The organism is Sphingomonas crocodyli (assembly GCF_004005865.1).
Taxonomy (GTDB): Bacteria; Pseudomonadota; Alphaproteobacteria; order Sphingomonadales; family Sphingomonadaceae; genus Rhizorhabdus; species Rhizorhabdus crocodyli.
The window spans coordinates 80,837-104,780 of the sequence record NZ_SACN01000003.1 but is presented as its reverse complement, the minus strand read 5'-3'; the positions used below and the strand labels follow the sequence as shown (position 1 = coordinate 104,780).

Here is a 23,944-nt window from a genome sequence, read left to right as displayed (position 1 = left end):
CGGACTCGCCATTACCCAATCCCCCGTAAGTCCGCTCGGGAAGCCTATGGAGACCGGTGTTTCAGGCGATCGCGAGCTTTTCACGTGCTCGGCGGGGGCGCGCAGTTAGGCCGATGCCAGCAAATCCGATGAGCAGCATCGCCCATGTCGACGCTTCGGGGATGGCATTTGGCGTGCCCAAACCGGATGTCGACCCATTATTCTGTGCGGCCTGCCAGCGGGCGACGAAATCGGTAAGGCTCAATGATGATGTCGCAGAGGTAAAGGTCAGCGTGAAGGTTCCGTTGACCTCACCTGTGGCGACGTTGATGCCGGCATTTCCGCCGCCATTGCAATTTGGCCCGGCGTAGAAGCAGAGGTCGCGAACGCCAAGACCATTGAAGTTCCCCCCGTTGGTCATCGCAGAGAAAGGCGTGCCGGTCGCACTGAGTGTTGGATTGTCAACGCTGACATTCAAGCCAAAGGCCCCCAGTCGCGAGTTCGAACTCAGACCGGTCGAGGTGTTGGCGATATTATAGCTAAAGCTATAAACGGTGTTTCCACTGCTAGCGCCGAGAAAGTTAAATGTGGCCTGGCCAGTGGCGCCGCTCGAGTTAGCGCCTTGCGCCGCGAAATCTACGTTGAAAGCGAGAGGATCGCTGGCGTCCAAAAATACAGACGACCCGCTGATTGTCGACACGGCATTCGCCGGCATTGCCCCCGTCGCCAGCAGCGCTGCAAAAGCAACCCCTACACTACGCATACTTTCCTCCCCACAATCCCGGCCTCTATACTACACACAAATTGCTGCCATTTCAGTTTTATTTATGAATGGTGACGAGAGACAATTCCACCGTACGACAACAGCTTATAGTCTGCGTCCAATTTTGAGACGCAATCGATTCTATCCCTGCTCGCACCGTGTCACTGCGAGTCGCGTGAACGAGGCCATTAGTTTTCAGCATGGCATCCCAGCCGCAGGCGCATATTATTTATCGATCGCTCGATTGACCTCATCAGGTGGCGAGTCCTCACAACATTTTACGCCCGCAGAGATTTTTAAGTCGGCAATACCGCGGCTGCGAGGCTAGTTCGGCGTCTCATCGATTGTCTTAGCCGCCCGCGTCCACAAGAATGACATTCTGCCGAGCTTTTGGCCACAACCCGGCTCAAACTTAGGGAAAATTGTCGGTCGTTTTTCATTCGACTTGCCCAACGGCTCGACATGTGCGTTGAAAGGTTAACAGCGAGGGCATCGTGATGCGAAGCAGCGAGATCATCGGCATTTTGGCGCAAGGTGGATGGTACCAAGTCCGGCAGACAGCTGGTCACAAGCACTTTCGGCACCCTGACAAGGCTGGAACGGTCACTCTTCCGCCATTGCACAATGAGGTAGGCCCCGGCCTCGTCGCAAGTGTTCAACGACTTTGTTCGGCATCGCACTGTTAGGACTGTCTCGAGGGGAGCGCGCACAACGTATGGCTGTCGTCTTCTACCCTGCCATCATTGAACGAGCCGGTCTTGGATTCAGCGTTTTTTTCCCCGATCTGCCCGGGTGCACGTCGGCAGGCTCAACACTGCACGAGGCGGCGCTGGCAGCCGAAAATGCCGTGATTGGCCACCTGGCGACACTTGCCGAGCATGGCGACATTCTCCCCGAACCATCCGCGCTCGATGAAATCGAGCGTGACAGAAGCATCGATGAAGTTGCGCGGCTTCTGGTGCGCGCCTTACAGCCTGGCCGCATCTTGCGCGTCGACCTCTTCTTGGAAGAGAGCCTCATCCGACAGATCGACCGGGTGAGCGAGAACCGGTCTCGTTTTCTGGCTGATGCGGCCAAAATGGCGCTGGCGGCACGTACGATCTAAACTAGCGAGGCAGGACGAAGCGCACGAGGTTGATGTTCATCGCGCGTCAGGGGGGGGGTGGGAGTTTGCAGGTCTCTAAGGGCGTTGGTCGCTCGACCTCGACAGGTGAGAGCAGCAAATCGACCTCGGCTTCTTCGGCCGTCCAAGAACGGAATGGTTAGGCATTCGCCCTTCTCAGCACTGCTTATCGAGGCACCAACGTAGCCATAGGTACAGCGTGATCGCCGGGCCTCGCGATTGGGCTCAGGAGGGCCAATCGAAGAGTAATGTCAGCGCCCCTGCGACAATGGCAAGAATGATAAGACCTATCAGGCGGCCCATGACCATCCTTTTGCTGCTAGCGCGATGATCACCGGCTATTCTGGAGTTGATGTAAACCCAACATCACCCGTTGCTCGTGCCTTCGCCAGGCGCCGCGGACGGCGACTGCGCCTTGGCAATCGCGCTTGCGATCATGGCAGCGAGAGCCTCTTCGGCTCGCTCTCGAACACCCGCCTCTTTGGCCAGCAGATCCTGGCGCACCCATTGGGGCGCTCGGGCGATCACGCTATGTATGATGGTCTGTAGGTCGATCGTCATAGGATCCCTATCGTAGACCAGAAATCTCGCGAATAGTCATGAGTAAACGTTTGCGCGATTTGATGTGATACGTCGAGGGCATAAGGGGTCTCGCACCGCAGCATAGCGGATTGTCTCGGTGAGCACCTGCTCTGGTCAGTCGGTGGACGAGCGTGTGTTTTCGACCGCCGCCCGGAGCTCCGCGAGGCGCTCTACGCAAAGCTCATGAACGACCCGGCCGAGTTCCTCCACACGTCCGCCAAGCCAGCGCAGCTCCTCCTCGCTGATTTTATAGTGGCGTGAGTAGCGCGCCTTCACGTACGCCTCCTTGAGCTTCTCAAACATCGCGCGCTCGCGGCGATGGGCTGTCGGCCAGATATCTACCAACCGGCGGTCGATACGTTCTGCCTGGGTCCGCAGGAAGCCCAGATTATGGACATGAGGGGTGTAGAAGGTGCGCACCAGAAGAAGGGTATGATAGAGGCTCTCAACCGTCTGGTGTAATTCAAACGCTGTTTCCTTCGTGTGGCCCTTCTCAATTCCAAATCTTGCAAATTCGTATCTGCGCATGGATGCGGAGAACCATTCATCAAAGTATTCCTGAGCGGTCGTCAGTATTTGATTAGGCGTTTTCGGTTTCGGTTCATGTAAGTCGCTGTCGCTCGATTGGTAGACGGCGATACCGTCACGTGCCACGTCCATGAAGAAAAAACGACCGTGCGCGAGCCCGTCGTTTACCTCCTGTAATGTGTGAAAGATGATGTTCACAGGCGTGCGTAACGCATGAGTTATGGTCTGTTCGCGGATGAGGCGCGCATCGAGATTGGACCAATAGGCTGCACGATCGGTCAGACGCTTGTCGCTTACAATAACGAGGAGATCGAAATCCGATTGATAGCCCTTCGCGGTGTAAGGCTCGTCGACCCACTCGCCACGGGCATAGCTTCCATACAGAATGACCTTCTGGATGCGCCCTCGTCGCTTCCAGGTACCTTGAGCCATAGCCAACGCGTCGTCAAACTCCTCGAAGAGGATTTGCACCACCTTCGATAGCTCTCGCTGCTTGTCAGCCGGTAGATGGTCGAGATCGGACCGCATCGTGCGTCGATAGCAGGCGCGAGTCCGGCGATCACGAATATATTCGCCATCGGAATGCGCGAGATACGCACCATGTGCATTGACGTCGCTCTGTGCGACTGGGCGTTTTGTTGATCGAAGCGATTCAGTGGCATCGTATCATATCGAGAAACTTTTTCGCATTAACCAAGTAACTGGCTGCTATAATTTCAAATAGGTCCGAATTAAATTTGGTGTAGTTATTCCCATAATTGAGTAGATATTACCCATTGAGAGTGGGTATTGCGTGTGCGTAAATTACGATTTTGCTCAGCTGCGTTGTTAGTGGGTTTCTCGATTCACGGCTACTCCGCATCTTCGCTGTCCGGATCACCAGTGCTTCGTGATCCGGCTTACCGGACGCTCATGATGTCCGCGCTTCCCCACCGCCACATTGCAGCCGAAAGGCCACGCAAATCTGCGGCCATTGTACAGGCAGGCCTGACCGGCAAATCCAAGACTGGGCCGGTGGAGGTCCTACTCGATAGATCGGACATGACCAACTTCGACGACCTCAGGCGAGGCATTTGGGAACTCGGCAACATCGAGATCCCGGGAGGCGGCGAGCCGCCCTTAGGTGCGATTGGGGCGCCGCTACATCCAGGATCGATCTTTCCTGCGATGTGGGTCGCGTCCTCAACACCGAACTTTATCTCGCCCCCCAAGCGCCAGGATCCTTCGGTTACGTCACCGAGCTTGGCGCTTACTACACCCAATGCCGTGCCAGAATTATCGACATGGGCGATGCTGCTAATGGGCTTCGTCGCCATCGGAATGACAATGCGTCGTGGGAATGTAAAAGCCTTGAATACGCCGATTCTAAGCTCTGACTAGAACGTTTCGGCGAAACGATATTCGCGCGCTACCGCATTGGCTCTCAATCTGATCTGCCAGAGATGATACTGCATTCGCAGACTGTGTCGAACAACGCTTCTCGCCCGCCTTCGATCATGCACGGGACGCGCTACCGCGTGGAGTTTCCTCAGCGTGCGGCCTCTACCTGCATCTGCACACCATCGAGTAACCGCCTCCCCTTTTCTCACTGAAATAAAGTTGCTTGCAGCGCCATCCAGGCTAAGCGACGATCATGGGGTCCGACTTTGGCACCAACATTTGATCTGCGCGCCACTCCAGCGAGCAAATCGCATTTGCTGCCCACGCTTCTGTGATATCGTGGTTTGAAGCTTTTTTATGGGGGAATGGTGAGCGATCTCTTCGAGCAGCCTCGGGCTCAACGTCCAAGCTCATCCGGCGCAAACGTGACGCCACCCGATAAGAAGGGCTTGCGGGAAATCGCAGGCTTGCAGATTCTCCGAGCGTTCGCAGCGATCATTGTCGTCGCGCATCATGCATTGGAAGAGTCACGGGGTGCAGCGGGCACATTCAGTCCAGATTGGCTTGCCACCAGCGGCGCCGCGGGCGTGGATATATTCTTCGTAATCAGCGGTTTTATCATGATGCTGACTACGTTTTCCGATCCGACAAAGATCACTAAACCCACAATTTTTCTGCTAAAGCGTTCAATCCGGATTTATCCACTATACTGGATCTGCTGCGCCCTCGTCCTGCTCGCCCACTCTTTTGGTCTATTCAAAAGTCTCGTAATTGGCGGACTGCTTAATCCACTTTTATTAGTCCCGAGTAAAAATCTCATAATTGGTGTGTCATGGACGCTTATATATGAGATGTATTTTTATGTCATTTTTGCGATTATGCTTATATCCAAGCCTTCGTCTTTACAAATGGCAACCCGCTGCACAATCGCAATTTTTATTCTTTATCTTTTTAGCTTTCTAATGCCAGATAGCACATTGCAGAGATTTTTGAACAAGCCCATCACACTCGAATTTTGCATGGGACTTTGGCTGGGTCGATATGCAATCGTAAATGAGGTCCAGATACCCATCTGGGTAGCAGCTTCGTCAATTATTGCTATCGTCGCAGCTCCTGTCTTTGTCCCACATGGAACAACATCGGGCCTGCCGGATGTTCAGCGGGTAGCAGCATGGGGCATCCCATCAGTACTGCTGGTAGCGTACTCGATAAGCTTTGCAGAGGCTCGTTCTGGCATTTCTCGATTTGGCGTCATATTAGGCTCTGCTTCATATGCATTATATTTGACCCATCCATTTATAATGACTGCTTATGCGGCAATTCTAAAGCGCAGCATTAAGATTTCGAGCTTTAATCAGATATTGCCCGTGATTATGGTCATCATTATTTCTGCTATTATATCAATATTCATTCATTATTATCTCGAGAAACCACTCACAGCACGTCTATCTAGCGTCATACGACGCTGAACAACGATAGTGCGAAGCCATTACAGGAAAAGTCTTAAAAAAATCGACGCTCTCTCTTGTGACCAGCGTACGGGAAAACGGTGTTTTGGAGATATGCACTTTGCTCAACCCGCTCCCGTCATTCATTTTCGTTCTTTAGCTTGCCTGAAGGTCGGGATGTGGACCCGACCGGTTTGACGGACGAGAAATGGCTGTTCATTCAGCCTTTCCTGCTGGCAGTATCGGAGCGCGGGCGCAAGCCCGGAACCGATCTTCGCGATGCGCTCTACGCATCTCGATATTTGGCACGGATGGACAGTGGCTGGCGGATGCTGCCGAATGACGTTCCGTCCTGGCAGACGGTATATTGGTGGTTTTGCCGCTTCATGCGTCGGCTGCTGTTGCAGACCATCCACGATGTCACGCTTATGATCGACCGCGAGCGTGAAGGTCGCGAGCACAGTCCGACCGCCGCCGTCTTGCATAGCCAGTCGATCAGTGCGCCCGCCGCAGAAAAGCATGGATTTGACGCGGGTAAAAAGGAGTGCGGCAGGCCGCTGATGGTCAATCTCACCGCCGCCGACGCCTCAGACGGCGCCGGCGCCCAGCAGATCGTCGCTGCGGTCCGCAAGCGTTGGCCCTGGCTCAGGCACCTATTCGCCGACCTCGCCTATGATCGCCCCCCCTTATGATGCCGCCGCCTATAGCGACCTCGTTCTCGATATCGTTCGCCGGACCAACAAGGATCCCGGTTCCAAGGTGCTGCCCAGGCGTTGGCTGGTCGAACGCACCTCCGGCTGGATGACCCGATGGAAACACCTGGTCCGCGATTACGAGCAACGGATCGATGTCTCGGAGGCGATGATCCACGTCGCGCTCGAAAGCCTCATGCTGCAAAGGACCTTCCATCCCTGAATATTCCCAAATGGAATCTTAATCCCTCGCAGATCTCGGAATATTTCCGGCATACTCAGCTAAACATGGACAAGACGAGATATTTCTTCCCTCAATCTCTTCGCTGTGAAGGGCTTCTGTAGAAAATGTAGAAACTCTTGAGAATTCACTGCGTCATATCCCGTGAACCCCGACATGATTATAATTTGCTGTTCGACACAACACTCGCGCATCTTACGAGACAATTCTATGCCATCCATTGATCCAGGCATACGCACATCGGTTATCAGCAGATCAAAAGACGATCCTTCTGAAAGAAGAACGATTGCCTCGTCCGCGCTAGCAGCCGTGAAAACTTGATAACCGAGCGCGAGCAGCTCTGCGGAGATGATTTGCCGAATGAGCGTCTCGTCGTCGACAACTAAAGCTGACTTTAGCGAGATTTCAGTTTCTGGCACACCCAAGTCCATGATCTACTGTGATCATCTTGTCCGCCTGTCGCAGAAGCCCAAGGCGATCAGACCTCGCGCTGCAAACAGGTGGCCACCAAGACAGTCGCCCACTTGCAGATCAGGTCATTATAACGTCGATTTAGACAGGTTACATTTCCGGCGAAAGCCATTTGAGAGCGTGTGGAGCCAAAAGCTCACACTTTCAAAACGCTACGGTTCGGCACGATAAGCGGGATTGCCTTCGCGGCGAGAATGCGAGCCATGCTCTATGATAGCAGAACACAGCATTTAACGGAATTTCGGCTTAGTGGGGAGCAGCTTAAGAGTTTTCGGCTGCTGAATAAGCACAGAATTCACGGCGTTGCGCAGAGCGGTGATTGGCGCGTGGTCGGCGGCATCATCCACGAACTCAGATCGGGCCGACGGCGGGGCGATAGGCTGCCGCGCTAAGGTTCGAAAAAGACTTCCCACAGCTTCGTCGAGGGGTGGCTAAGGGCGTGTGGCAGGATCCCTTCGTCCTCTTGGCAATGACGGGCAGGCGGCCTGACGAAGTGTTGCTCGGAAGCACGCACATGAAGACCCACCGTTCGGAGGGCGGCGGACAAGGCAGGCTTTCGCCCAAGCGATTGGAATCAATCGGGGTGGCCGCACCGGCAAGCTTCACGCGCTCACCAACGGCGAAGTACTTCCTGTTCGCAGCCCTTTGCCCTCGATCGATGTAGCGAATGCTGCGCAACTAACCCGTTACTGGAAGATCTGGGACCAAGCCCGTTGCTATCTTGCAATATATATGACGACGTCGACATCCTGGATCTGATTGAGCGCCAAAGCGCGGGCACAACATCCTAACTAGGGCGGGCCACCGCAGGAAAAACTCCTTCTAGCAACCGCTCTACAAAGGCCGGAACGCCGCCGAGCGCTTGTTCAGCCGCTAGATGGGCTTCCCACCCGCTACGACAAGCTCGAGTCCGCCTGCCTCGCGGCCGCCGTTAGCGGACAATAAACTTCCCCAATAAGCAGGGAAATGCGCCGCCAAAACTTTTATGTTCGGACAAAATTGGCCTTCCGGCGAGACAACTTCAAAATCTCTGAAAGAGGCTGTTCCAACTTACTGTAAAGCAACCTAGCCGCGACACCCGAGGTGATCAGCATCACTGCGGCTAGGCCGAAAGAGGCTAAATATCCTCCACCAAAATGCATCACTTTCGCCACCTTGGCTACGAACTGCAACACAAAAGGATGAATTAAATATAGCGAATAACTCGCGTTCCCTTCGTGCATCAACCATCCATCTTTAATCTTTATGCCATGCCGCTCGAGGCATACAGCGCCAAAGACGATCGAAAGCGCCCCGGCGATCACGATCAAACGCGCATGCGGAATCGGGAACGGAATGGGATAATCCAACATGACCAGCGCAAGCACGCCAAGAAGGCAGAAACCCGCAGCAATAACGGGCGACACAATATTATGACGGCTAACCCTCCAAAGCATTATCCCGGCTGCAAAGCCGATAATCACGTCAGCACCAAGATAATCGACTAAAGGATCATCGATATACACTTGCGCTAGCCAAAAGCAAAATAAGATACAGCAAACACTCAAAATACGAAATTTAACATCATGCCTCAACAAGCACAAAGCAAAAACGATATAAAACATCATTTCGTAGTTCAGCGTCCAACCCGGAAACAGGATTGGATCAATCACTTTTCCGCTAGAGCCAAAATATGGCAAAAATCCAAAAGACGTTAATATCCTTTTCACGTCGATCGGGTTTTGACCAAACATTTTAAATCCAGCTGCAATTAATATCAAAGCAACTATGGTCAAAAGCCAATACATAGGAACGATTCTTATAATCCTATTATAAAGAAACCTCTTTGGACCAATGGGCCGATCGCTTGTCGTCAACATCATGATATAACCACTTATCACGAAAAAAATGTCGACGCCGGCGCCGCCGGTCCGCATATTATTTATCGGATGATGAAACCCGAGATTGTTAGCGAACGTATCGAGGATATGGTGAACCACCACCATATAAGCGGCGATTGCGCGAAGACCTTGAATGTTACGCTCCAAAATGCCCTCCATATCGGTGCGCCGTCAGCCACACCTAAAGCAATCGTCAAAACATTGTGAACAGATCAAAGGTGCGACGATCACTTGCCGCATTCTGCCAAACAATTTAAAAACACCTGTCGGTAATAGTCTCTGACAATTTCGATAATGTCAATTTAATCTATTTTGCGATTGGAGGCCTTTTTAACATTACTTTGTAGATATTATCTCTGGGACGTTCCACGCTAAAGTACGCGGCGTAAGCGATATCGCATATCAGAGGCGGGGTGACGCAGACGGAGACCGACGGCAATGTCGCCGACTGGTTCAGGGAGGCTTTGAAGGCGAAGGGTATCAAGCCGTGCGTTCCTGGCTCCAACCCTTAAATATGATAAGCGCAGGTACAGACGTCGCAACCGCATCGAGATCATGTTTGGCCGCCTCAAGGACTGGCGTCGCGTCGCCACGCGCTACGACCGGTGCCCCTCCGTTTTCTTCTCCACCATCGCTCTCGCAGCCACCCTCATCTTCTGGCTCTGATCAACGAATCCTGAACCTAGAACACTTTGTTCCCTCTATTGCGCCCTTGATTAATACGATCGGGCTTACCTCACTGTCAGCACATAATTTTTCGGGAAGCCTTTGGCTGTGTAGCGATGTTTCTCGTCGAGGCGGTAAAATAACCGCGCGCACAGATGTGAAGCAAACTTCGTAAGGGCAACAGCGGGAAGCGCGACGTATCCAAGCCCCCCCGGCGCGATATCTCGCGGCCTGATTGGCAGATAGCGCGCCGCCGTTTGCAACTGGTAAGCGACCGTCCCGAGATACCCTTCCATCCAACCAATCTTCTCTATTTCGAAGCCGGCCTTGGCGAGAAGGTGTCTCCATCCGAATTGCGTGTACCGATAAAAGTCGTAAGGAACCTCGTGCTCCTCGTAAAAGAGCGGCGCCGTACATATCATCCGGCCGCCCGGCTTGAGGACGCGCCGCAGCTCCTTCAGTACTGTAAGTGGATCCGACAGGTGCTCCATCACCTGGTTAAATACGATGGCGTCGAAACGAGCATCTGCAACCGGTATAGAACTGAGGTCGCAAACATAGGTAGACTTGGCGTAGGGCTTATCCACCTTCTCAAAATCTGCGGCCTCATAGGTGCAATGGGAGAAGCAATGGCGATATGGCTGATCACCGGCTCCCGCGTCTAGAACCAACGACCCGGGCGAAATCGTCGTCGCAAAGTTCTCATTCTCGCGCATGAGCCAAGTCCGCGATGAATTCCTCACACCCCCCCCGTTCCCAGTCGACAGCCTTATTTATGACAGCTCTTCATCCATTGATATTTAATCTGACGCGCTATCCCTCGGATGGCAAGATCATGTGAGGATTTACTGCTATTTTGATTGTATCTTATCGGAATTGTGATCCTGCGTCGGATTAGAGCCCTTGAACGATACCCGTGTCAAAGTCGCTCTAGACCGAATCGGAAAGGATGTTCCTTTTTTGTTCCGATCGAGGCCACCGAGGCCCGTATGAGCAGCAACGGACTTATCAAGGGCGTTAAGCCCATCAGCGACGACGAGCGGCCAGGCTACGACTTTGAGCTGATCGAGAAGTAAAAGGGCGACTATGCTCTCTTTCGTGCCCTGGGGCGATCGGCATTGCGCGAGGGTATCGACGGCACATTCTATCATCCAACCGACACCCAACGGATCCCGCTGGACTAGAAGCCCGAGATCTTCGCGCCGATCCCTGACGACAACCTGCCTGCCTTCTTTTTCGGCCCGTGATGCACCGGGTCGCCGCAGCCGATTTGCGAAGCTGGTCGACCTCGATTGTCCGAAGCCGCCGACCCATTTTTGGATTACCGCATTTCGTTGGCCGTGTGGGCCGTGGCGGGCGAGTTGGGGGGCGGCGCTCGACGATGCGAGGCGCCTTTCACTCACCGCCTATAACGCCAGCCGGCGCGAGCATTATCTGGCGGTGGCAACAGCGATCGAAGCCTCCACCGGCTTCAGGCCTCCCGAATCAAAGGACTGACCATGTACATGCCGCCAGAAGTCCATCCGTCGGCCTCCGCCAAGAGATACCCGGCTACGCTGCTCGAAGCGATGATGGGCATAACACCGGATGAGAGGAAAGCGATTAGTGACGTCGAGCGCGATCTCGAGCGTGAGTGACCGCTGCCGCCCCTGCACGACGAATGACCATGATGCGCTTGCCGCCGAGCTCGCTGAGAAGATGTGGGACTATGCCCGTCGCGGCACGAGCGACAATGCCCCATTCGCCGACGCAGGGGCGCACTGGCATCACATTTTTCGTCAATATGCCCGCGCGTCGTGGATCTGGCGAAAACGCCAAATGGATGACGCTATCGCGGTGCTGCAAGCGGCCGTGGATCGGAGCATGCAAGGGGTGCAGACCGGCGCTGACGTGCGCCTGGCGTTGGAGTCTTTGCGGTTCGTCGGGGTGCCAGCTGAGGCGATCCGATATTTCTGTGAATCCTGTCAAAGCAAGAACGATATTGGTCGGTCGCAGAGCCTGCATGCGGCGCTGAGAAGGATCGAGACCTTTCGAAAGGACGCTAAGTGATCACCACGTGAGAAGCGGACAAGGATTGGAAGATCGAGCCGGCGCTCACTAAGCGGGGCTGGTAGACCGCAGGATATATCTACCGCGGCACGGCCGGCACGCATCAGGACCAATTCGTACCCGTCGCGCATTATCCGGATGTTGGCGCTGCGCGAGCATTTGCAGACGCGATGACAGCCGGGCGCTCGCGTCATGATGTTAAAGCGATTGCGCTGGCATCCGACCAGGCACGCAACGTGTCGGCGCGCCTCGGCATGTAGGAAAACGAGCCGTCCCAGCAAAGAGATTGGTCGGCGCCGGGTGCGGGTGTATCTGGGCTAACCTCTCGCATAGGTGCGCTTTGCCAGGGGGAGACGGCGACGCGCCTTGTCGAACGGCGCGTCCCCGTCGCTATGTGCCCATCAGTTCCGGATGGAGATATGCCCCTCTTAAAGAGTCAGCCGGGTCGACGGCCAAGAATTGCTATTCAACTGCTACCATGAGAGGGCGCGCCGGTCGCACTCATCTAAGTTCACGGAGAACTGCATTGACCGTCATCAGGCTGAAGACTCATCGCGTATTGAAGCCTTGGGGACGGCACGATCTGGCTCCGCTTTTTCCCGATCAGCCCGCAGCTGAAGCGCCCGTCGGCGAAATCTGGTATGATGAAGAGGGCGGAGCGCCTGCGCGTGATCTCCTGATCAAATATCTTTTTACCAGCGAGAAGCTTTCGATCCAGGTTCATCCCGGTGACAAGGCTGCGCAGGAGCGCGGTTTCCCACGCGGGAAGGACGAGGCGTGGGTCGTGCTCGCTGCCGAAACTCATTCGACGATCGGCCTTGGCTTGAAACAAACCGTAAGCCACGACGCCCTGCGCGCCGCCGCGCTCGACGGGTCGATTGAGCAGTTGGTCGCCTGGAAGCCGGTCAAGGCCGGCGACATCATCTACTCGCCTGCGCGCACCGTCCATGCGATCGGCGCGGGGCTGCGGGTGATGGAGATCCAGCAGAATCTCGACCTGACCTATCGCCTCTACGATTATGGCCGCCCGCGCGAACTTCACCTTGATGACGGCATCGCGGTTTCCGATCCTAAGCCGTTTAACGGCAATCCGCCGCCGCGTGCCTTGCCCGGTAATCGGGAGATCATCGCGGAAGGCGGCAAGTTCGTGCTCGAACGCTGGACCGGCGCAGGCGACATGATGCTCGAACCCGGATCGGTTCCTTTGTGGGTGATGCCCGTGCAGGGCGCGATCGATCTGGAAGGGCAGGCTTTCGCGATCGGCGAAGTCGCGATAGTTGAAGATATGGCCCGGCTAACGATTGCACCGGACAGCTTGGTATATGCCGCCTACCCCGGCTCGAAAACGCTCGATGACATCATAAAGCCGTTGTGATGCACCCGTGCGACAAAAGCAGTCCTTTCGAAGCAGCGCGGCGCTTCAAAGGCCCAATGCCGCCCGGACTTTATTTTTGATCCGCCTGGCAAACAGGCCGGCTCCACCAAGGAAATAGGTACTCGGCCTAGCACGCTCAGCCCGCGCGATGGCGGACTGATCTTGCAAACGATAGATCTCGTCGTGCTGATAGGCCTTTTGTCGTTCAAGCAATCTTATCGCCGGCTCCGCCAACGTCGGATCGATTTGCCCGTCAGCGACAAGTGCCTTCAGCATATAAGAGGGTCGAACGAGAAAAGGACAAACATCTAGAATGGGGGCAAATGGCGGCAGCTTGAGCCGAGGCTTGATCTGCCTTTCGTAGACTTCCCGTCCTTCACTTAGGTCCTTTACGAACACTGACGGTATGCCCACTGAGCCAGCAAAATCTCGCCATTTGAATGGAATATCGACGTGACCATTATCCCAAAACGCGAAAGGCCGCCCATATGCGCAAGCGATGATCGCTGCATGAAGGGATGCTGTCAGAACGAAGTCTGCTGACGCAATCTTATCGAGAAGGCTGCGCAGGGCGGCCTCGGATGAATCAATAACTGGGCTTAGCAAGATATCGGCACCCGACATGCCTAGAACATCCTCAGGGGCCTTTGCATCGTGCACGTGCGCAAAACAGACGGACTTTCCGGCAGTTTCGTAGCAATAGTTCGGCGTGTGCAATAGCGGCGCCAATAAGCCAGGGTCGCCCATGACAGTGTCAGCCGGAAGCTTGAGCGCCTCTCGTGTTTCAGGGCCACGCACCCCAAAAAACAGACAGTGCTGCTTGGTTTCGTTGGACAGTCCGGCCGACCCACGAGCCCCGCAGCACCAGAAGGCTATCTGGCCGGTGACGAACCCATTGAATCGACCTAGGTCGTGGCGCACCCACTTTTCGTCGATCACACTTCCGACGAGGCGATAAATGTCCGCATCAACGCGCGGGTGAAGGAAGAGCTCTTTGCTAAATAGCTCTGGCAGATAATCGCCAAAGTTCTGCACCGCGTCGTGCTTGATGAAATACTCTATGCGCTTGTCGTGGTCCCGAAAACCTTCACCTACTGAGCGCTGCACCGTCGCCACCTTCGTTAACCCCGAATTGGATGTGATGTCGCTAGACGTAAGATCGCGTTCTGGCTAGGTGCCGCGCGGGGATTCGGGGCAAAGAGACAAATGAAACCAAGTCGCTTGATTGACGTCGATTTTTCGCTGGCCATCTACAATCGAACAGGAAAATATTTCATCGGGCGAGACTTGCTCGAGACGAGCGGCTTGCCGTTGGGAGATGTGTACTATTGGCGGGTGCGGGGGCAGCAGCCGCCCAGGGGAATCGCAGGCCGCATTCTAGGAAAGCTGCAGCATCTCCAGATTAAGGGCAAGACAAGTGGTGGCCTAATGGGCGCCTTGCCAAGGCGCCGATCGGACCGTCCGCTTCTACATCTGGATCCGCACACTGTCCCAACCGCAGTGCTCCGGCGATCGGACGCTATCCTTTGTCATGATGTCGGTCCAGTAACTCACCCAGCTCTGTTCGACGCTTCAGTCGCCAAAATGTATCGGAAAATCTATGATGAGATTGCCAGGATAGGGCCGCACGTCATTTTCGTCAGTCAGGCCTCACAGCGCGCTTTTGAGAAGCTTTATCCGAAGGCTAAATTAGCCAGCAGTCGCGTCATCTACCCTCCTCTGCGGGCGGATTTGGAACCTGAGGCACCTGAGCCGGTCGATGGTATCGATGCCCCCTTCCTTCTGACGGTCGGAAGTATCGGCGATCGAAAGAACCAGGTGCGATCGATCGCGGCGTTTGCCAAATCAGGGTTAGGCGAGGAAGGCTTCCGCTATGTTCTTTGCGGCGGGCGTGAGCCTGGGGCAGAAGAAGTTGAAAAGCTCGCGCGAGAGACGGCGAACGTGGTCCTGCTTGACTATGTCAGCGATCGACAATTGGCCTGGCTATATAGCAACGCTCAAGGGTTTGTACTGGCGAGCCTTCTTGAGGGTTTTGGGATGCCGGTCTCCGAGGCGATCGCCAGGGGCCAAGTTGCATTGGTGAGCGAGAACAGTGTTCTTCAGGAAGTAGCTGGCGATGGTGCGATCCTTGTGGATCCTCTCGATATCGGGAGCATAGCCGACGGCATGCGCGCTTTGGCTCATCTTCCGATCGAGGAGCGGAAGGAACGCCTCTCCGTATCTCAAGGATCGCTGCATCGATTTTCGATGGCAGCATTTCGAGATGGATGGGCAAACGCTCTAAAGGCGATGCTGAGGTAAACCGTTTCGGCCAGAAAATTGCCGAGATGATGCAGGGTCGTAGACTTGGAACAAGCGATCAAGGAGTGCGAGAGGCCTGCGCGCTTTGACATGTTTGGCGATGTGAAGCAGTTCCACGGATTACGTGGCCTCATGTCTTGGTGGGTCGTTTGCGGGCATATTGCAGCCACTGTCGGACTGCCGCCGATGTGGAACACCTTCGCGGTCGACGTTTTTATTGTTCTTTCTGGCTTTGTGATCTTTGTGCTGCTCGATCGAAAAAAAGAGCGTTACGGCGTTTACATTCTTCGCCGCGGTATAAGGCTTTTCCCACTCTACCTTGCAGTTATGGCGGTCAGCATCGCAATGCTGCCACTGGCTAAATGGACGTTCGCGCACGCCCCCTTCAGCGGGGCCAATGTGGGTCGAGTGCAACTCGCTGAGGCCGCTCTGTCCAATTTGCCGATTCATGTCTTGGTCCACCTGCCTCTCGCGCAAGGGCTGATTCCGCAGTCTGTGCTCCCTTCGTCTTCCCCCACGATAGTTGGCCAAGCATGGAGCATATCGCTTGAGTGGCAATACTATTTGCTTGCTCCGCTCCTTCTTTTGGGCATGCGAAGCAAAGGTCAGTTAGTTTTGGCCGTTGCTGCCATTTCTGCGTTGATGGCTCTGGGGGTCTTTTTCGACGACGCCTTCATTGGCAACAAGGCTCCGCTCTTCACAGTCGGCGCTACTACATACCTCCTAATGCGCACCTCCAAAACTAACTCCATGTATGCTTGGTATTGGGGATTCCTGATAGCCTCCATAGCCGCGAGCCTCTTCCTCCTTAGCAAGCAAATCCTGCTTCCATTAGGCTTGTGGGCAGCGGCGGTGGCATCGACGAGATCAAGGTTTGCAGCGCCATTATCGCGCTTTCTTACTTCGTCCTTCCTGTTCTGGCAGGGAGACCGCTCATACTCAATCTACATAGTTCATATGATCGCCTTTATCACTGTTGCCGCTATTATGAATCTCAGTGACGTCAAAGGGTCATTTATGGAGCAATCCGTTTCGTAGCCACGACAGCCATAACTGTCCTGCTAGCGGTGGCTGCTTTCGGGTTCATAGAGAAGCCCGCCATCAATTTTGGCAAGTGCCTGTCGGATCGCTCTCGATCTAACCGCTCGCCCGCTGTCGAAATAGCTACATCCTTGAAGGAGCAGCGCCCGAGCCGTTACGCACGAATTAGAGTAGGGTCAGACCACCACGGCAATCTGGAGAGGGCCGACCGCCGCCGCCCGTCGGTCGTATAAATCAGCATCTCAACGATACGCAAAGACTTCCCGGCGCCCCTTCAAATTGGGGACTTCAACCTTAAACTGTCAGCCGGCGGACCGATCCCCTGCGATATTTTAAAAGATGCATGCTCGCGTTCTTGATGTGGCTTTATTTCCGCCCTCTGCGCCTATTGAACTCGCGTAAGCCTCGCGGTGTTTGTAAAAGTCGCCTCGACTACTGCAAGATCAACGAGGATTTGTGCGACGCCTGCTTTTATAAGCCGCCACGCTAACCCGGAGATGTTTTCTTTAGTTAGGCGTCGGAGCTTCTGCTGTCGCTCGGGGAGGTAATGATCCGGGGGCCGGCAACGCGCCGTCAGCGCGGAAGACCTCCCGCCAAACAGGATGAGGCCTCGGACGAAGTTGGACCCGCAAAGGCAAATAGCGGAGGCCGAGTGCTGCACCCGCAAAGAGGGAGAACAGTGGTCCCGGATCCGGCGAGGGGGCGCCCGCCAGCCCTGGAATGATATAGCATGTGGTAGTCCAAGCGCACGCCACACCCACAGCTTCTAAATGATCGCGGGTCTTCGAATAGGTACTGCTTCGCAGAGGGCGGAAGACCTTGATTACATAAAGGAGGTAGGCCGCGATGCCGATTACCCCCATCGAGCCAAGGATGGCAGTTATATTGTTAGAGGATCGGAAGCTTCCAGCGCCGATGCCCAACCCATGCGAAACCTTGAAAGCTTCGATGCCTTGTTTTGCCCAAAACGTGCGTTGCTCAGCTGAGTCGCTGTCCACCTTTTCGACGGTCATCGCCAAGAAGATCTTTGTCAGCCAGTCGACGAGCACGGGATTCAGCAGAAGAAGCAACATAGCAGAGGTGACGAAAACAATCGCCGAGGCCAACACGATGATGACCTTGCTTTGCTTAAAAAAGGTTGGGAAGATCATGGCTCGAATAAGCAGGATAAGCCCATAAGCCGCCAAGCTGATGTAGGCGGTGGTGGAAGTCGAGAAGATGAGGATGAGCGTCATTGCGCCCGCAGCGGGTCCGGTGCGCTTCGGCATCACATCTCGCAACCAACATTCTGTCATAAAGACTGCCCAGGCGAACCCGTATGCAGCATAGGTCGATGGTTCGGGCATGATACCCGTTATTCGAGCATAGCCGCCTACAGATTGCGCGGTTTGGGCGTAAGAGCCATTTCGGAAAATGCCAGTGGCGGTTCTCCAAATCTCAGCCGGCAAGAGGACGCCCGCAAGGCCCGTTAGCACATGTATCCATGTCACGATCACGGCGGAACGGACAATGGTTATAGCTCCGCGCGCGCTGCGCATTACCAAAAAACTGCACACAGCTGTGAGCATTGAGCCGGTGATATAAAAAGGGCTGGTGATGTTCTGCGAAGTAAACTGAAGCGGCACGACGTCGAAAAGGCCCTTGACCGAGATCGGCCGAAGTGGCGCCACGTCAATCTGACCGGCGAAGATCCGGGGCATCAGTACAGCACTTAGAATGCCGTAAGCCGCAAATATGATATACCATCCGTTAATCTGCAACGCGGCCATCCACGGCGGCCTTTTTTCGCCGGACGCGAATAATAGCCTTATGAACAGCATCCCGGATACAACGCTAACAGGAGGTATCGAAGACGATCCCAAGGCGGTCACGATGACAGCTGCCGATCCTGCCATCAACATGGTCACCATCAGCAACGAGAGCATCGCCTCGACGCGGCTAGCCACCAGAAGATAGCCACCGATCAAAATGATGACGAGGCCGTTGAGCGTGGGGATCAATTCGCGTCTCCACTGGGATATGCCCAGTCTACGGGTCAGCCCGAAGAGGCTGATCTCCGCCGATACCATCAGCGTCCCCGGAGGGCTACCGCGCAAATCACAGCAATCGCCTAAGGTGGGCGATCACTTGGCTCCCTGAATAGGATTGGACGCAAATTAGGCGGTGGGCTCATAAGTCCGCAGCCATAGGCGCACTGAGGTTGGCTGGCCCATGGCAAGAAAGTTGGCGGCAATCTTGTTGTAGCGGGTGGCGACCTGGCCGAAGTGCTTCAGCTTGGAAAAGAACTGTTCGATAAGGTTGCGCTCGCGCTAGAGCCGCTTGCTGAAGCAGGGCTTCCACTTGCGGTTGCTCTTCGGCGGTATGTTGGGCGTGGCACCTTGGTCTTGGATCAGCGCTCGGATACGATCAGCGTCGTAGGCCTGGTCGGCCAAAGCGGTGGTGCGAGGGCCAGATGGTCGAGCAGCGTGTCGGCGATCTGCCTATCATGTGTCTGACCTGCAGCCAAGCCGGATCGGGAAGCCCTGCGCATCGACGACCACGTGGATTTTGGTCATAAGCCCGCCGCGTGATCGACCAAGACAGTGATCTACACCTCCTTTTCTACCGTCGCGGCCTGCTGGTGGACACGAACGGAAGTGCTGTAGATTATCTGGATGTAGCCGCCGCGCGCGGCGGTGATGGTGTCCATCAACTGGTCCCACACGCCAGCCTTCCGACATCGCACGAAGCGGTTGTAAGGTGCGCGGTTTGAATGAAAGTGTATAGAGTGGCGGGGCACAGTCCGCCACGATCGGACTAAGAGAATTGCCATGTTTTCCGCCCGAGCGGGACAAGGCGCAGAGCCCTTTCCGCTGCGTTGTTGGTCAAGCAGACCCGACCATCACTTAAGGAGTGTAAACGCATTGCAACGGCGCAGCAAGTGCATGATGGCGTTGGCGAGGTCGCGATTGCGTGACAACTTGCCGAACTTCGCCATCAGCCAGGCGTCCGTCGTGACGACAGGCGACCTGCGCGATGTCCGCCCTCGGTGCGAACGTCTCAGACTGGATTTTTAGCCCCGTCTTGTTGTTCTTCCGAGGCCGCCGTCCAAAACCCAAATTTACAGTTTCCTAGCCCACCACCTGCTTCTCTGAGCATTCACATGAGCACTTAGCCTGCTCCGTCGTTTCGCTCGCAAGGTGTCCCCAGCCAGATGGGCACGCTTACAGCCCACGCAAGCTAGATCGGCCGATGGCACCGCAAAAGCCCCAAACGCTTTGTTGCCTCAGATCACGCGGTAGAACGGCAATCCTCGGTCCAGTGAGTGCGCAAATCTCAGAATGCGAAACGCGGCTTTGAAAAACCTCACCACAAATGCACTTCTGTGACGAACAGTCGCCAAGCCGGCTAGACTTCCAGTGGCTAGCGAATCGCAGACCGGAGACCGTTGGCCAAACTCCCAATCTGCCTCTAGCAAACTGTTATGAGAGACCCCGGATCGGGACGTGCGCGATTTAGCTCAGATTGCGCTTTTCATGCAAAATTAGGCTGCCAAATTAACCTCGCCGCAATTCCGTTCGGCTAGGAGCACTCATCCCGGAAAAGGATCGAAAATGAGTGCTTTGCGTACCGCCGACATCGTCGGCAGCATTGGGGTTAATCTCCATATGCGTTATACTGACAGTAAATATGTCAATCTGACCAATGTGATCAATGACCTGAGCTATCTCGGGCTTAATCTCGTGCGAGATTACGCGCCAAACTATAGCGACACCAGCGAGTCCACCCGTTATCAGATGAAGGCGCTGAACAAGCTTGCCGATCTAGGGGTGAAATTCAACTTCCTGACTGGTCGTGATCCCGCAGCCGTCGTGAAGGACATCGCAACTTTCGAGGGCAACCACCGAGGTTCCGTGATCGCGATCGAGGGTCCAAACGAGATCAACAACTGGGCTATCAAATATGATGGTCTCACAGGCACGGCCGCCGCAACGGCCTATATGAATGCACTCGCCACATCCGCCGGAGCGTTCTCCGTACTTGACGACGTTTCTCTCTACGGCCTTACCGGCGCCGGAGCATCCGTCACAGCGTCGGTGAATGCGGCTGCAGACGTTGCCAATGTCCACATGTACCCGCTGCAGGGCAACCAAGCGGGGAGTTATATTGCTTCGATCGCCAGCAAGAAGGCGCTCTATGGCGACAAGCCCATCGTTTTGACAGAGGCAGGATACTATACCCCTCTAAAAAACAACTATGGCTCGGCCCCAACCACCGTTGCCTGGGGGGGCGTTGACCAGGAAACGCAGGCCAAGCTCACTCTCAACATGATCTTCGATGCAACGAAGTACGGCTTGAAGGAGATTTATCTTTACCAACTTCTTGACGCCTATGCCGATCCGAGCGGGGTTAGCGTCGACAAGAACCTTGGCCTTTTTGACGTCAACAACAAACCGAAAATCGTCGCGACCGCGATTCATAACCTCACATCGATTCTGAAAGATGATGGCGCTGAAGCCTCATCATTCAAGCCGAGTGAACTTGCCTTTACGGTGAGCGGCCTTCCGACTAGTGGCTCGACCCTCACCGCGCAAAAGTCGAATGGGGCAACAGATATTGTTTTGTGGGCTGAGCCCGATATCTGGGATCAGGTCGCCTTTAAGAGCATTGATGTGGCTGCGACGCCAACGAAGATCGACTTTGGCTCAAATCATGTCTCGATCTCGGTCTTTGACCCGATGCAGTCCGATAAGGCGCTCGCAACCTACGCGGATGTCACGTCGATCACGGTCGATGTTAAGGATCATCCCCTCATTATAGAGGTCGTCGACACGCCGGACCCTATCAAGAGCGAAAGTTCCGCCGACTTTGCTGCTGGCAAATCGCAGTTCGACATCATGCGCTCGCTCGAAAATTATGATTCGTCGTCAGGGGCAGTGATCGACGCCCCGCAGCCTATCGGTATGACAAGTACTGTCGCCGTCTCAAAAACGACGAAAATGACGAATGCATTTGCCGACTTCGTCGGAAACGGCAATCACGACAAGGTCATTGGGACGTCCGAAGACAACGTCATCTTCGGAGAGGGCGGGAATGATTCCCTCTACGGTGGAGACGGTAACGACCGGCTCTACGGCGGAGCCGGCAACGATAAGTTGTTTGGCGAGGGCGGCGTCAATGTCTTGTCCGGCGGCGATGGGAATGACACGCTATATGCCGGCGCGCAGGGTGATATTATGTTCGGTGGCGCAGGAAGCGATACGCTAAAGGGCGGCGCGGGAGACGATCACTTCTTCGGCGGCACCGGGCGCGATCTTCTTTATGGTGGGGGCGGATCCAACACCTATCACTTCTCGCCAGGTGATAGCCTGTCTTCTCAGCGTACCGGCATGGACATCATTTTCGGCTGGACGAAAGACGATCACATTGAGGCCGGCGTTGCTGGCGTCTTTGAAAAATTCGCAACGTCGTCCTCAAGCAGCCACTCTGCAGCCCTTAAGCATGCTGAGTGGGTATTCGCGAATACCGGAGCGAACATATTGGCCACGCAGGTCAAGAACGACGTGGTCATTTTCGTCGATAATGACCCTACGCATAAGGGCGCCGAGCTCTCTTTTGTGCTCGATCAAACTAACCTGTCGCAGGTCGATTACTCGATGTTTATCTAACGTGTCTCAGCCGGTTCCAGCCTCCCAGGCCGGGGCCGGCTGAGTCATCTCCAAATGACGATTTTGATCGGGCCTGAGCCAACGGCGTGATCGCAGGTTGCGGATGACGCTCAGAAGGCGATATGGGCTGCCTGTGGTTTAGGATTTATCGATGGCTGATGCGTTGGTCGATGCGCCGACCGGGAATGTGGGCGGCACAGGCCGCGGCCTTGGCCCATTGCGGAATGCTTGGTTCCTGTGGCTTTGCTGCGGCCTGTTTTCCATTCCCACGATGGTTTCGCTTGCGCGGGACTGGTGGACATTGGAGCAGGGTCAAGCAGGGCCGATAATTCTGGCCTCGAGCCTCTGGCTGTTCCACCGCGCCCGTCACGAAATAGCTGCAGCTGCGCGCCCTGGGAAAGCCTCTCTGACGGCGCTCGGTCTGGCTGTCACACTGCCGGCTTATATTTTCGCCAGAGTTACAGGCATGCTCGGCATCGAATGCCTTGCCATGTATGGTGCTCTGCTCACTATCCTGTATTTCCACGTTGGGTTTGCCGCGCTCAAGCCGCTGCGATTTCCCTTGATTTACATCCTTTTTATGTTCCCGCTGCCCGAGACGATCATCTTGCCGCTGAGCCGGATGCTCAAGCTGCTTCTATCGTCCGCAGCGGTAGGTCTCCTCTCCAAGTTCGGATTTGAGATAGGGCAGGGGGGTGTCGTTATATATATCGACCAGTATGAGCTTCTGGTCGCCACCGCTTGCTCAGGCCTACACTCTTTGATCGGCCTCTCGGCAATCGGAGTATTCTATTGCTATATCCATTACGGTGGAAATTGGCGCCAGTCATGGCCCCTGTTAATTGCGATCCCATTCATCGCGATATTCTCGAACTTCATACGCGTGCTAACATTGATCCTTGTCACGCACTATTGGGGAGAGAGGATAGCCAGCAAATATTACCATGATTTCGCGAGCATCGCGCTTTTCATGTTTGCAATCTTTTTGCTGGTTGGCGCAGATGTGGCGTTGATCAAATTCCGAAAGTGGCGCGACAATGGCAGATGAGCAATTTTCCGGTCGAAACCCATCGCGTCGACAGTTCCTGATCGGCGGAGCGCTGGCTGCCACGTCCATTATGGCGGTTGCCGCGACACCCCGTCCATCTGGCAAGCCATTGGCAAAGGGAGGCCTTGATAAGGCAATTCCCCGGCAGATCGGCGCATGGCGCCATACAGCCTCTTCAGGCCTTGTTGTCCCGCCTCAGGATGAGACCGAGGCGAGGGTCTACGATCAGGTTCTGACCCGCGTATACGCCGCACCCACCGGCGCGCCTATCATGCTTCTGATCGCCTATGGCGGTGGTCAAACTGGGATGTTCGAAATTCACCGGCCTGAAGCGTGCTACCCCGCCCAAGGCTATGTGCTTTCCGGTCGCCGTGATGTCGCTATCCCCGTAACTGCCAAAGAGACCATACCAGCGATATTCTGGAGTGCCGACAGCGACATTAGGTCTGAACAACTACTTTATTGGACGCGCATCGGAGATTATTTCCCCAAGGACTGGGCCCAGAGCCATCTCGCAGTTATTGGCAGCAATCTTAATCGCCAGCTCCCTGACGGGGTCCTCGTTCGCCTTTCATCGCTCGGAAACGACAAAGATGAAGCATTGCAAAGTCTTGAAGCCTTCTCTCGGCTTCTGATCGAAAGCTTACGTGGTCATTCTCGCCGCCTTTTGGTTGGCAGCCTATAGACCGCCCGAGAATTAACTCTCAGCTGGTAGCCGCAAGTGTCGGA

19 protein-coding genes and 4 pseudogenes are annotated in these 23,944 nt (G+C 55.0%); 13 read left to right on the top strand and 10 right to left on the bottom strand.

Translation table 11 applies throughout. The features are described from left to right. Nucleotides 1–61: 61 nt before the first annotated feature. Nucleotides 62–742: a cistern family PEP-CTERM protein gene (locus tag EOD43_RS18060; RefSeq protein ID WP_127745449.1), complete on the bottom strand. Its 681-nt coding sequence runs from the start codon at nt 740–742 to the stop codon at nt 62–64. Between the two features lie 497 nt (nt 743–1,239). Between EOD43_RS18060 and EOD43_RS24245 the strand changes: the two genes are divergently transcribed. Together EOD43_RS24245 and EOD43_RS18050 are read left to right on the top strand one after the other, a co-directional pair. Beyond that, on the top strand, nt 1,240–1,428 hold the full coding sequence (locus tag EOD43_RS24245; RefSeq protein WP_420822466.1) for a type II toxin-antitoxin system HicA family toxin: 189 nt from the start codon (nt 1,240–1,242) through the stop codon (nt 1,426–1,428). Nucleotides 1,429–1,457: 29 nt separating this feature from the next. Further along, complete coding sequence (locus EOD43_RS18050) at nt 1,458–1,847, top strand: type II toxin-antitoxin system HicB family antitoxin (protein ID WP_127745447.1); 390 nt, start codon at nt 1,458–1,460, stop codon at nt 1,845–1,847. 384 nt (nt 1,848–2,231) lie between these two features. Here the strand turns inward: EOD43_RS18050 and EOD43_RS18045 are convergent, their stop codons facing one another. Together EOD43_RS18045 and EOD43_RS18040 are read right to left on the bottom strand one after the other, a co-directional pair. Continuing rightward, entirely contained in the window at nt 2,232–2,426 is a 195-nt protein-coding gene (locus tag EOD43_RS18045) for a DUF6771 family protein (RefSeq protein ID WP_127745446.1), read from the bottom strand. Between the two features lie 135 nt (nt 2,427–2,561). Further along, complete coding sequence (locus EOD43_RS18040) at nt 2,562–3,503, bottom strand: HEPN domain-containing protein (RefSeq protein ID WP_127745445.1); 942 nt, start codon at nt 3,501–3,503, stop codon at nt 2,562–2,564. Nucleotides 3,504–4,016: 513 nt separating this feature from the next. Here EOD43_RS18040 and EOD43_RS18035 point away from each other — a divergent pair. From EOD43_RS18035 to EOD43_RS18025, 3 genes and pseudogenes are all read left to right on the top strand, one after another. After that, nucleotides 4,017–4,355 (top strand): hypothetical protein, encoded by a 339-nt coding sequence (locus EOD43_RS18035; protein ID WP_127745444.1) that lies wholly within the window; start codon nt 4,017–4,019, stop codon nt 4,353–4,355. 368 nt (nt 4,356–4,723) lie between these two features. Next, the gene (locus tag EOD43_RS18030) at nt 4,724–5,824 is read left to right on the top strand and encodes an acyltransferase family protein (RefSeq protein ID WP_164857317.1); all 1,101 of its coding nucleotides are present in this window, start codon (nt 4,724–4,726) and stop codon (nt 5,822–5,824) included. Between the two features lie 140 nt (nt 5,825–5,964). Next, a pseudogene (locus EOD43_RS18025) lies at nt 5,965–6,718 on the top strand (IS5 family transposase). 59 nt (nt 6,719–6,777) lie between these two features. Here EOD43_RS18025 and EOD43_RS18020 read toward each other — a convergent pair. After that, nucleotides 6,778–7,167, bottom strand: a complete 390-nt coding sequence (locus EOD43_RS18020; protein WP_127745442.1) for a response regulator — start codon at nt 7,165–7,167, stop codon at nt 6,778–6,780. 1,023 nt (nt 7,168–8,190) lie between these two features. Continuing rightward, nucleotides 8,191–9,234, bottom strand: coding sequence for an acyltransferase family protein (locus tag EOD43_RS18015; RefSeq protein WP_164857316.1), 1,044 nt, complete (start codon nt 9,232–9,234; stop codon nt 8,191–8,193). Between the two features lie 287 nt (nt 9,235–9,521). On the opposite strand from EOD43_RS18015, the pseudogene EOD43_RS18010 reads away from it, so the two are divergent. Next, a pseudogene (locus tag EOD43_RS18010) lies at nt 9,522–9,753 on the top strand (transposase); the annotation flags it as partial. Between the two features lie 65 nt (nt 9,754–9,818). Here EOD43_RS18010 and EOD43_RS18005 read toward each other — a convergent pair. Beyond that, nucleotides 9,819–10,469: a class I SAM-dependent methyltransferase gene (locus EOD43_RS18005; RefSeq protein ID WP_127745440.1), complete on the bottom strand. Its 651-nt coding sequence runs from the start codon at nt 10,467–10,469 to the stop codon at nt 9,819–9,821. Between the two features lie 889 nt (nt 10,470–11,358). Here EOD43_RS18005 and EOD43_RS17995 point away from each other — a divergent pair. Together EOD43_RS17995 and EOD43_RS17990 are read left to right on the top strand one after the other, a co-directional pair. Beyond that, complete coding sequence (locus EOD43_RS17995) at nt 11,359–11,802, top strand: hypothetical protein (protein WP_127745438.1); 444 nt, start codon at nt 11,359–11,361, stop codon at nt 11,800–11,802. Between the two features lie 526 nt (nt 11,803–12,328). Continuing rightward, nucleotides 12,329–13,177 (top strand): class I mannose-6-phosphate isomerase, encoded by an 849-nt coding sequence (locus EOD43_RS17990; RefSeq protein WP_127745789.1) that lies wholly within the window; start codon nt 12,329–12,331, stop codon nt 13,175–13,177. Nucleotides 13,178–13,222: 45 nt separating this feature from the next. On the opposite strand, the gene EOD43_RS17985 is transcribed toward EOD43_RS17990, so the two are convergent. Beyond that, nucleotides 13,223–14,293: a polysaccharide pyruvyl transferase family protein gene (locus EOD43_RS17985; RefSeq protein WP_127745437.1), complete on the bottom strand. Its 1,071-nt coding sequence runs from the start codon at nt 14,291–14,293 to the stop codon at nt 13,223–13,225. 90 nt (nt 14,294–14,383) lie between these two features. Between EOD43_RS17985 and EOD43_RS17980 the strand changes: the two genes are divergently transcribed. Together EOD43_RS17980 and EOD43_RS17975 are read left to right on the top strand one after the other, a co-directional pair. Beyond that, nucleotides 14,384–15,478, top strand: coding sequence for a glycosyltransferase family 4 protein (locus EOD43_RS17980; RefSeq protein WP_127745436.1), 1,095 nt, complete (start codon nt 14,384–14,386; stop codon nt 15,476–15,478). A 45-nt stretch (nt 15,479–15,523) separates the two neighbouring features. After that, a complete protein-coding gene (locus tag EOD43_RS17975) occupies nt 15,524–16,516 on the top strand; it encodes an acyltransferase family protein (protein ID WP_127745435.1) in 993 nt (330 codons plus the stop codon). 509 nt (nt 16,517–17,025) lie between these two features. Here EOD43_RS17975 and EOD43_RS17970 read toward each other — a convergent pair. The 3 genes and pseudogenes from EOD43_RS17970 to EOD43_RS17960 form a co-directional block, all read right to left on the bottom strand. Then, complete coding sequence (locus tag EOD43_RS17970) at nt 17,026–18,519, bottom strand: hypothetical protein (protein ID WP_127745434.1); 1,494 nt, start codon at nt 18,517–18,519, stop codon at nt 17,026–17,028. Between the two features lie 156 nt (nt 18,520–18,675). Continuing rightward, nucleotides 18,676–19,259 (bottom strand): annotated as a pseudogene (locus tag EOD43_RS17965) (IS5 family transposase); the annotation flags it as partial. After that, nucleotides 19,256–19,505 (bottom strand): annotated as a pseudogene (locus tag EOD43_RS17960) (IS66 family transposase); the annotation flags it as partial. The pseudogenes EOD43_RS17960 and EOD43_RS17965, both read right to left, overlap by 4 nt. 607 nt (nt 19,506–20,112) lie before the next feature. Between EOD43_RS17960 and EOD43_RS17955 the strand changes: the two are divergent. The 3 genes from EOD43_RS17955 to epsI all read left to right on the top strand — a co-directional run bounded on the left by EOD43_RS17955 (nt 20,113) and on the right by epsI (nt 23,900). Beyond that, a complete protein-coding gene (locus EOD43_RS17955; protein WP_127745433.1) occupies nt 20,113–22,167 on the top strand; it encodes a calcium-binding protein in 2,055 nt (684 codons plus the stop codon). A gap of 151 nt (nt 22,168–22,318) precedes the next feature. After that, the gene (gene xrtV, locus EOD43_RS17950; protein ID WP_127745432.1) at nt 22,319–23,215 is read left to right on the top strand and encodes an exosortase V; all 897 of its coding nucleotides are present in this window, start codon (nt 22,319–22,321) and stop codon (nt 23,213–23,215) included. Then, on the top strand, nt 23,205–23,900 hold the full coding sequence (epsI, locus tag EOD43_RS17945) for an exosortase-associated protein EpsI, V-type (protein WP_127745431.1): 696 nt from the start codon (nt 23,205–23,207) through the stop codon (nt 23,898–23,900). Before xrtV ends, epsI begins: the two co-directional genes overlap by 11 nt. Nucleotides 23,901–23,944 lie beyond the last annotated feature (44 nt).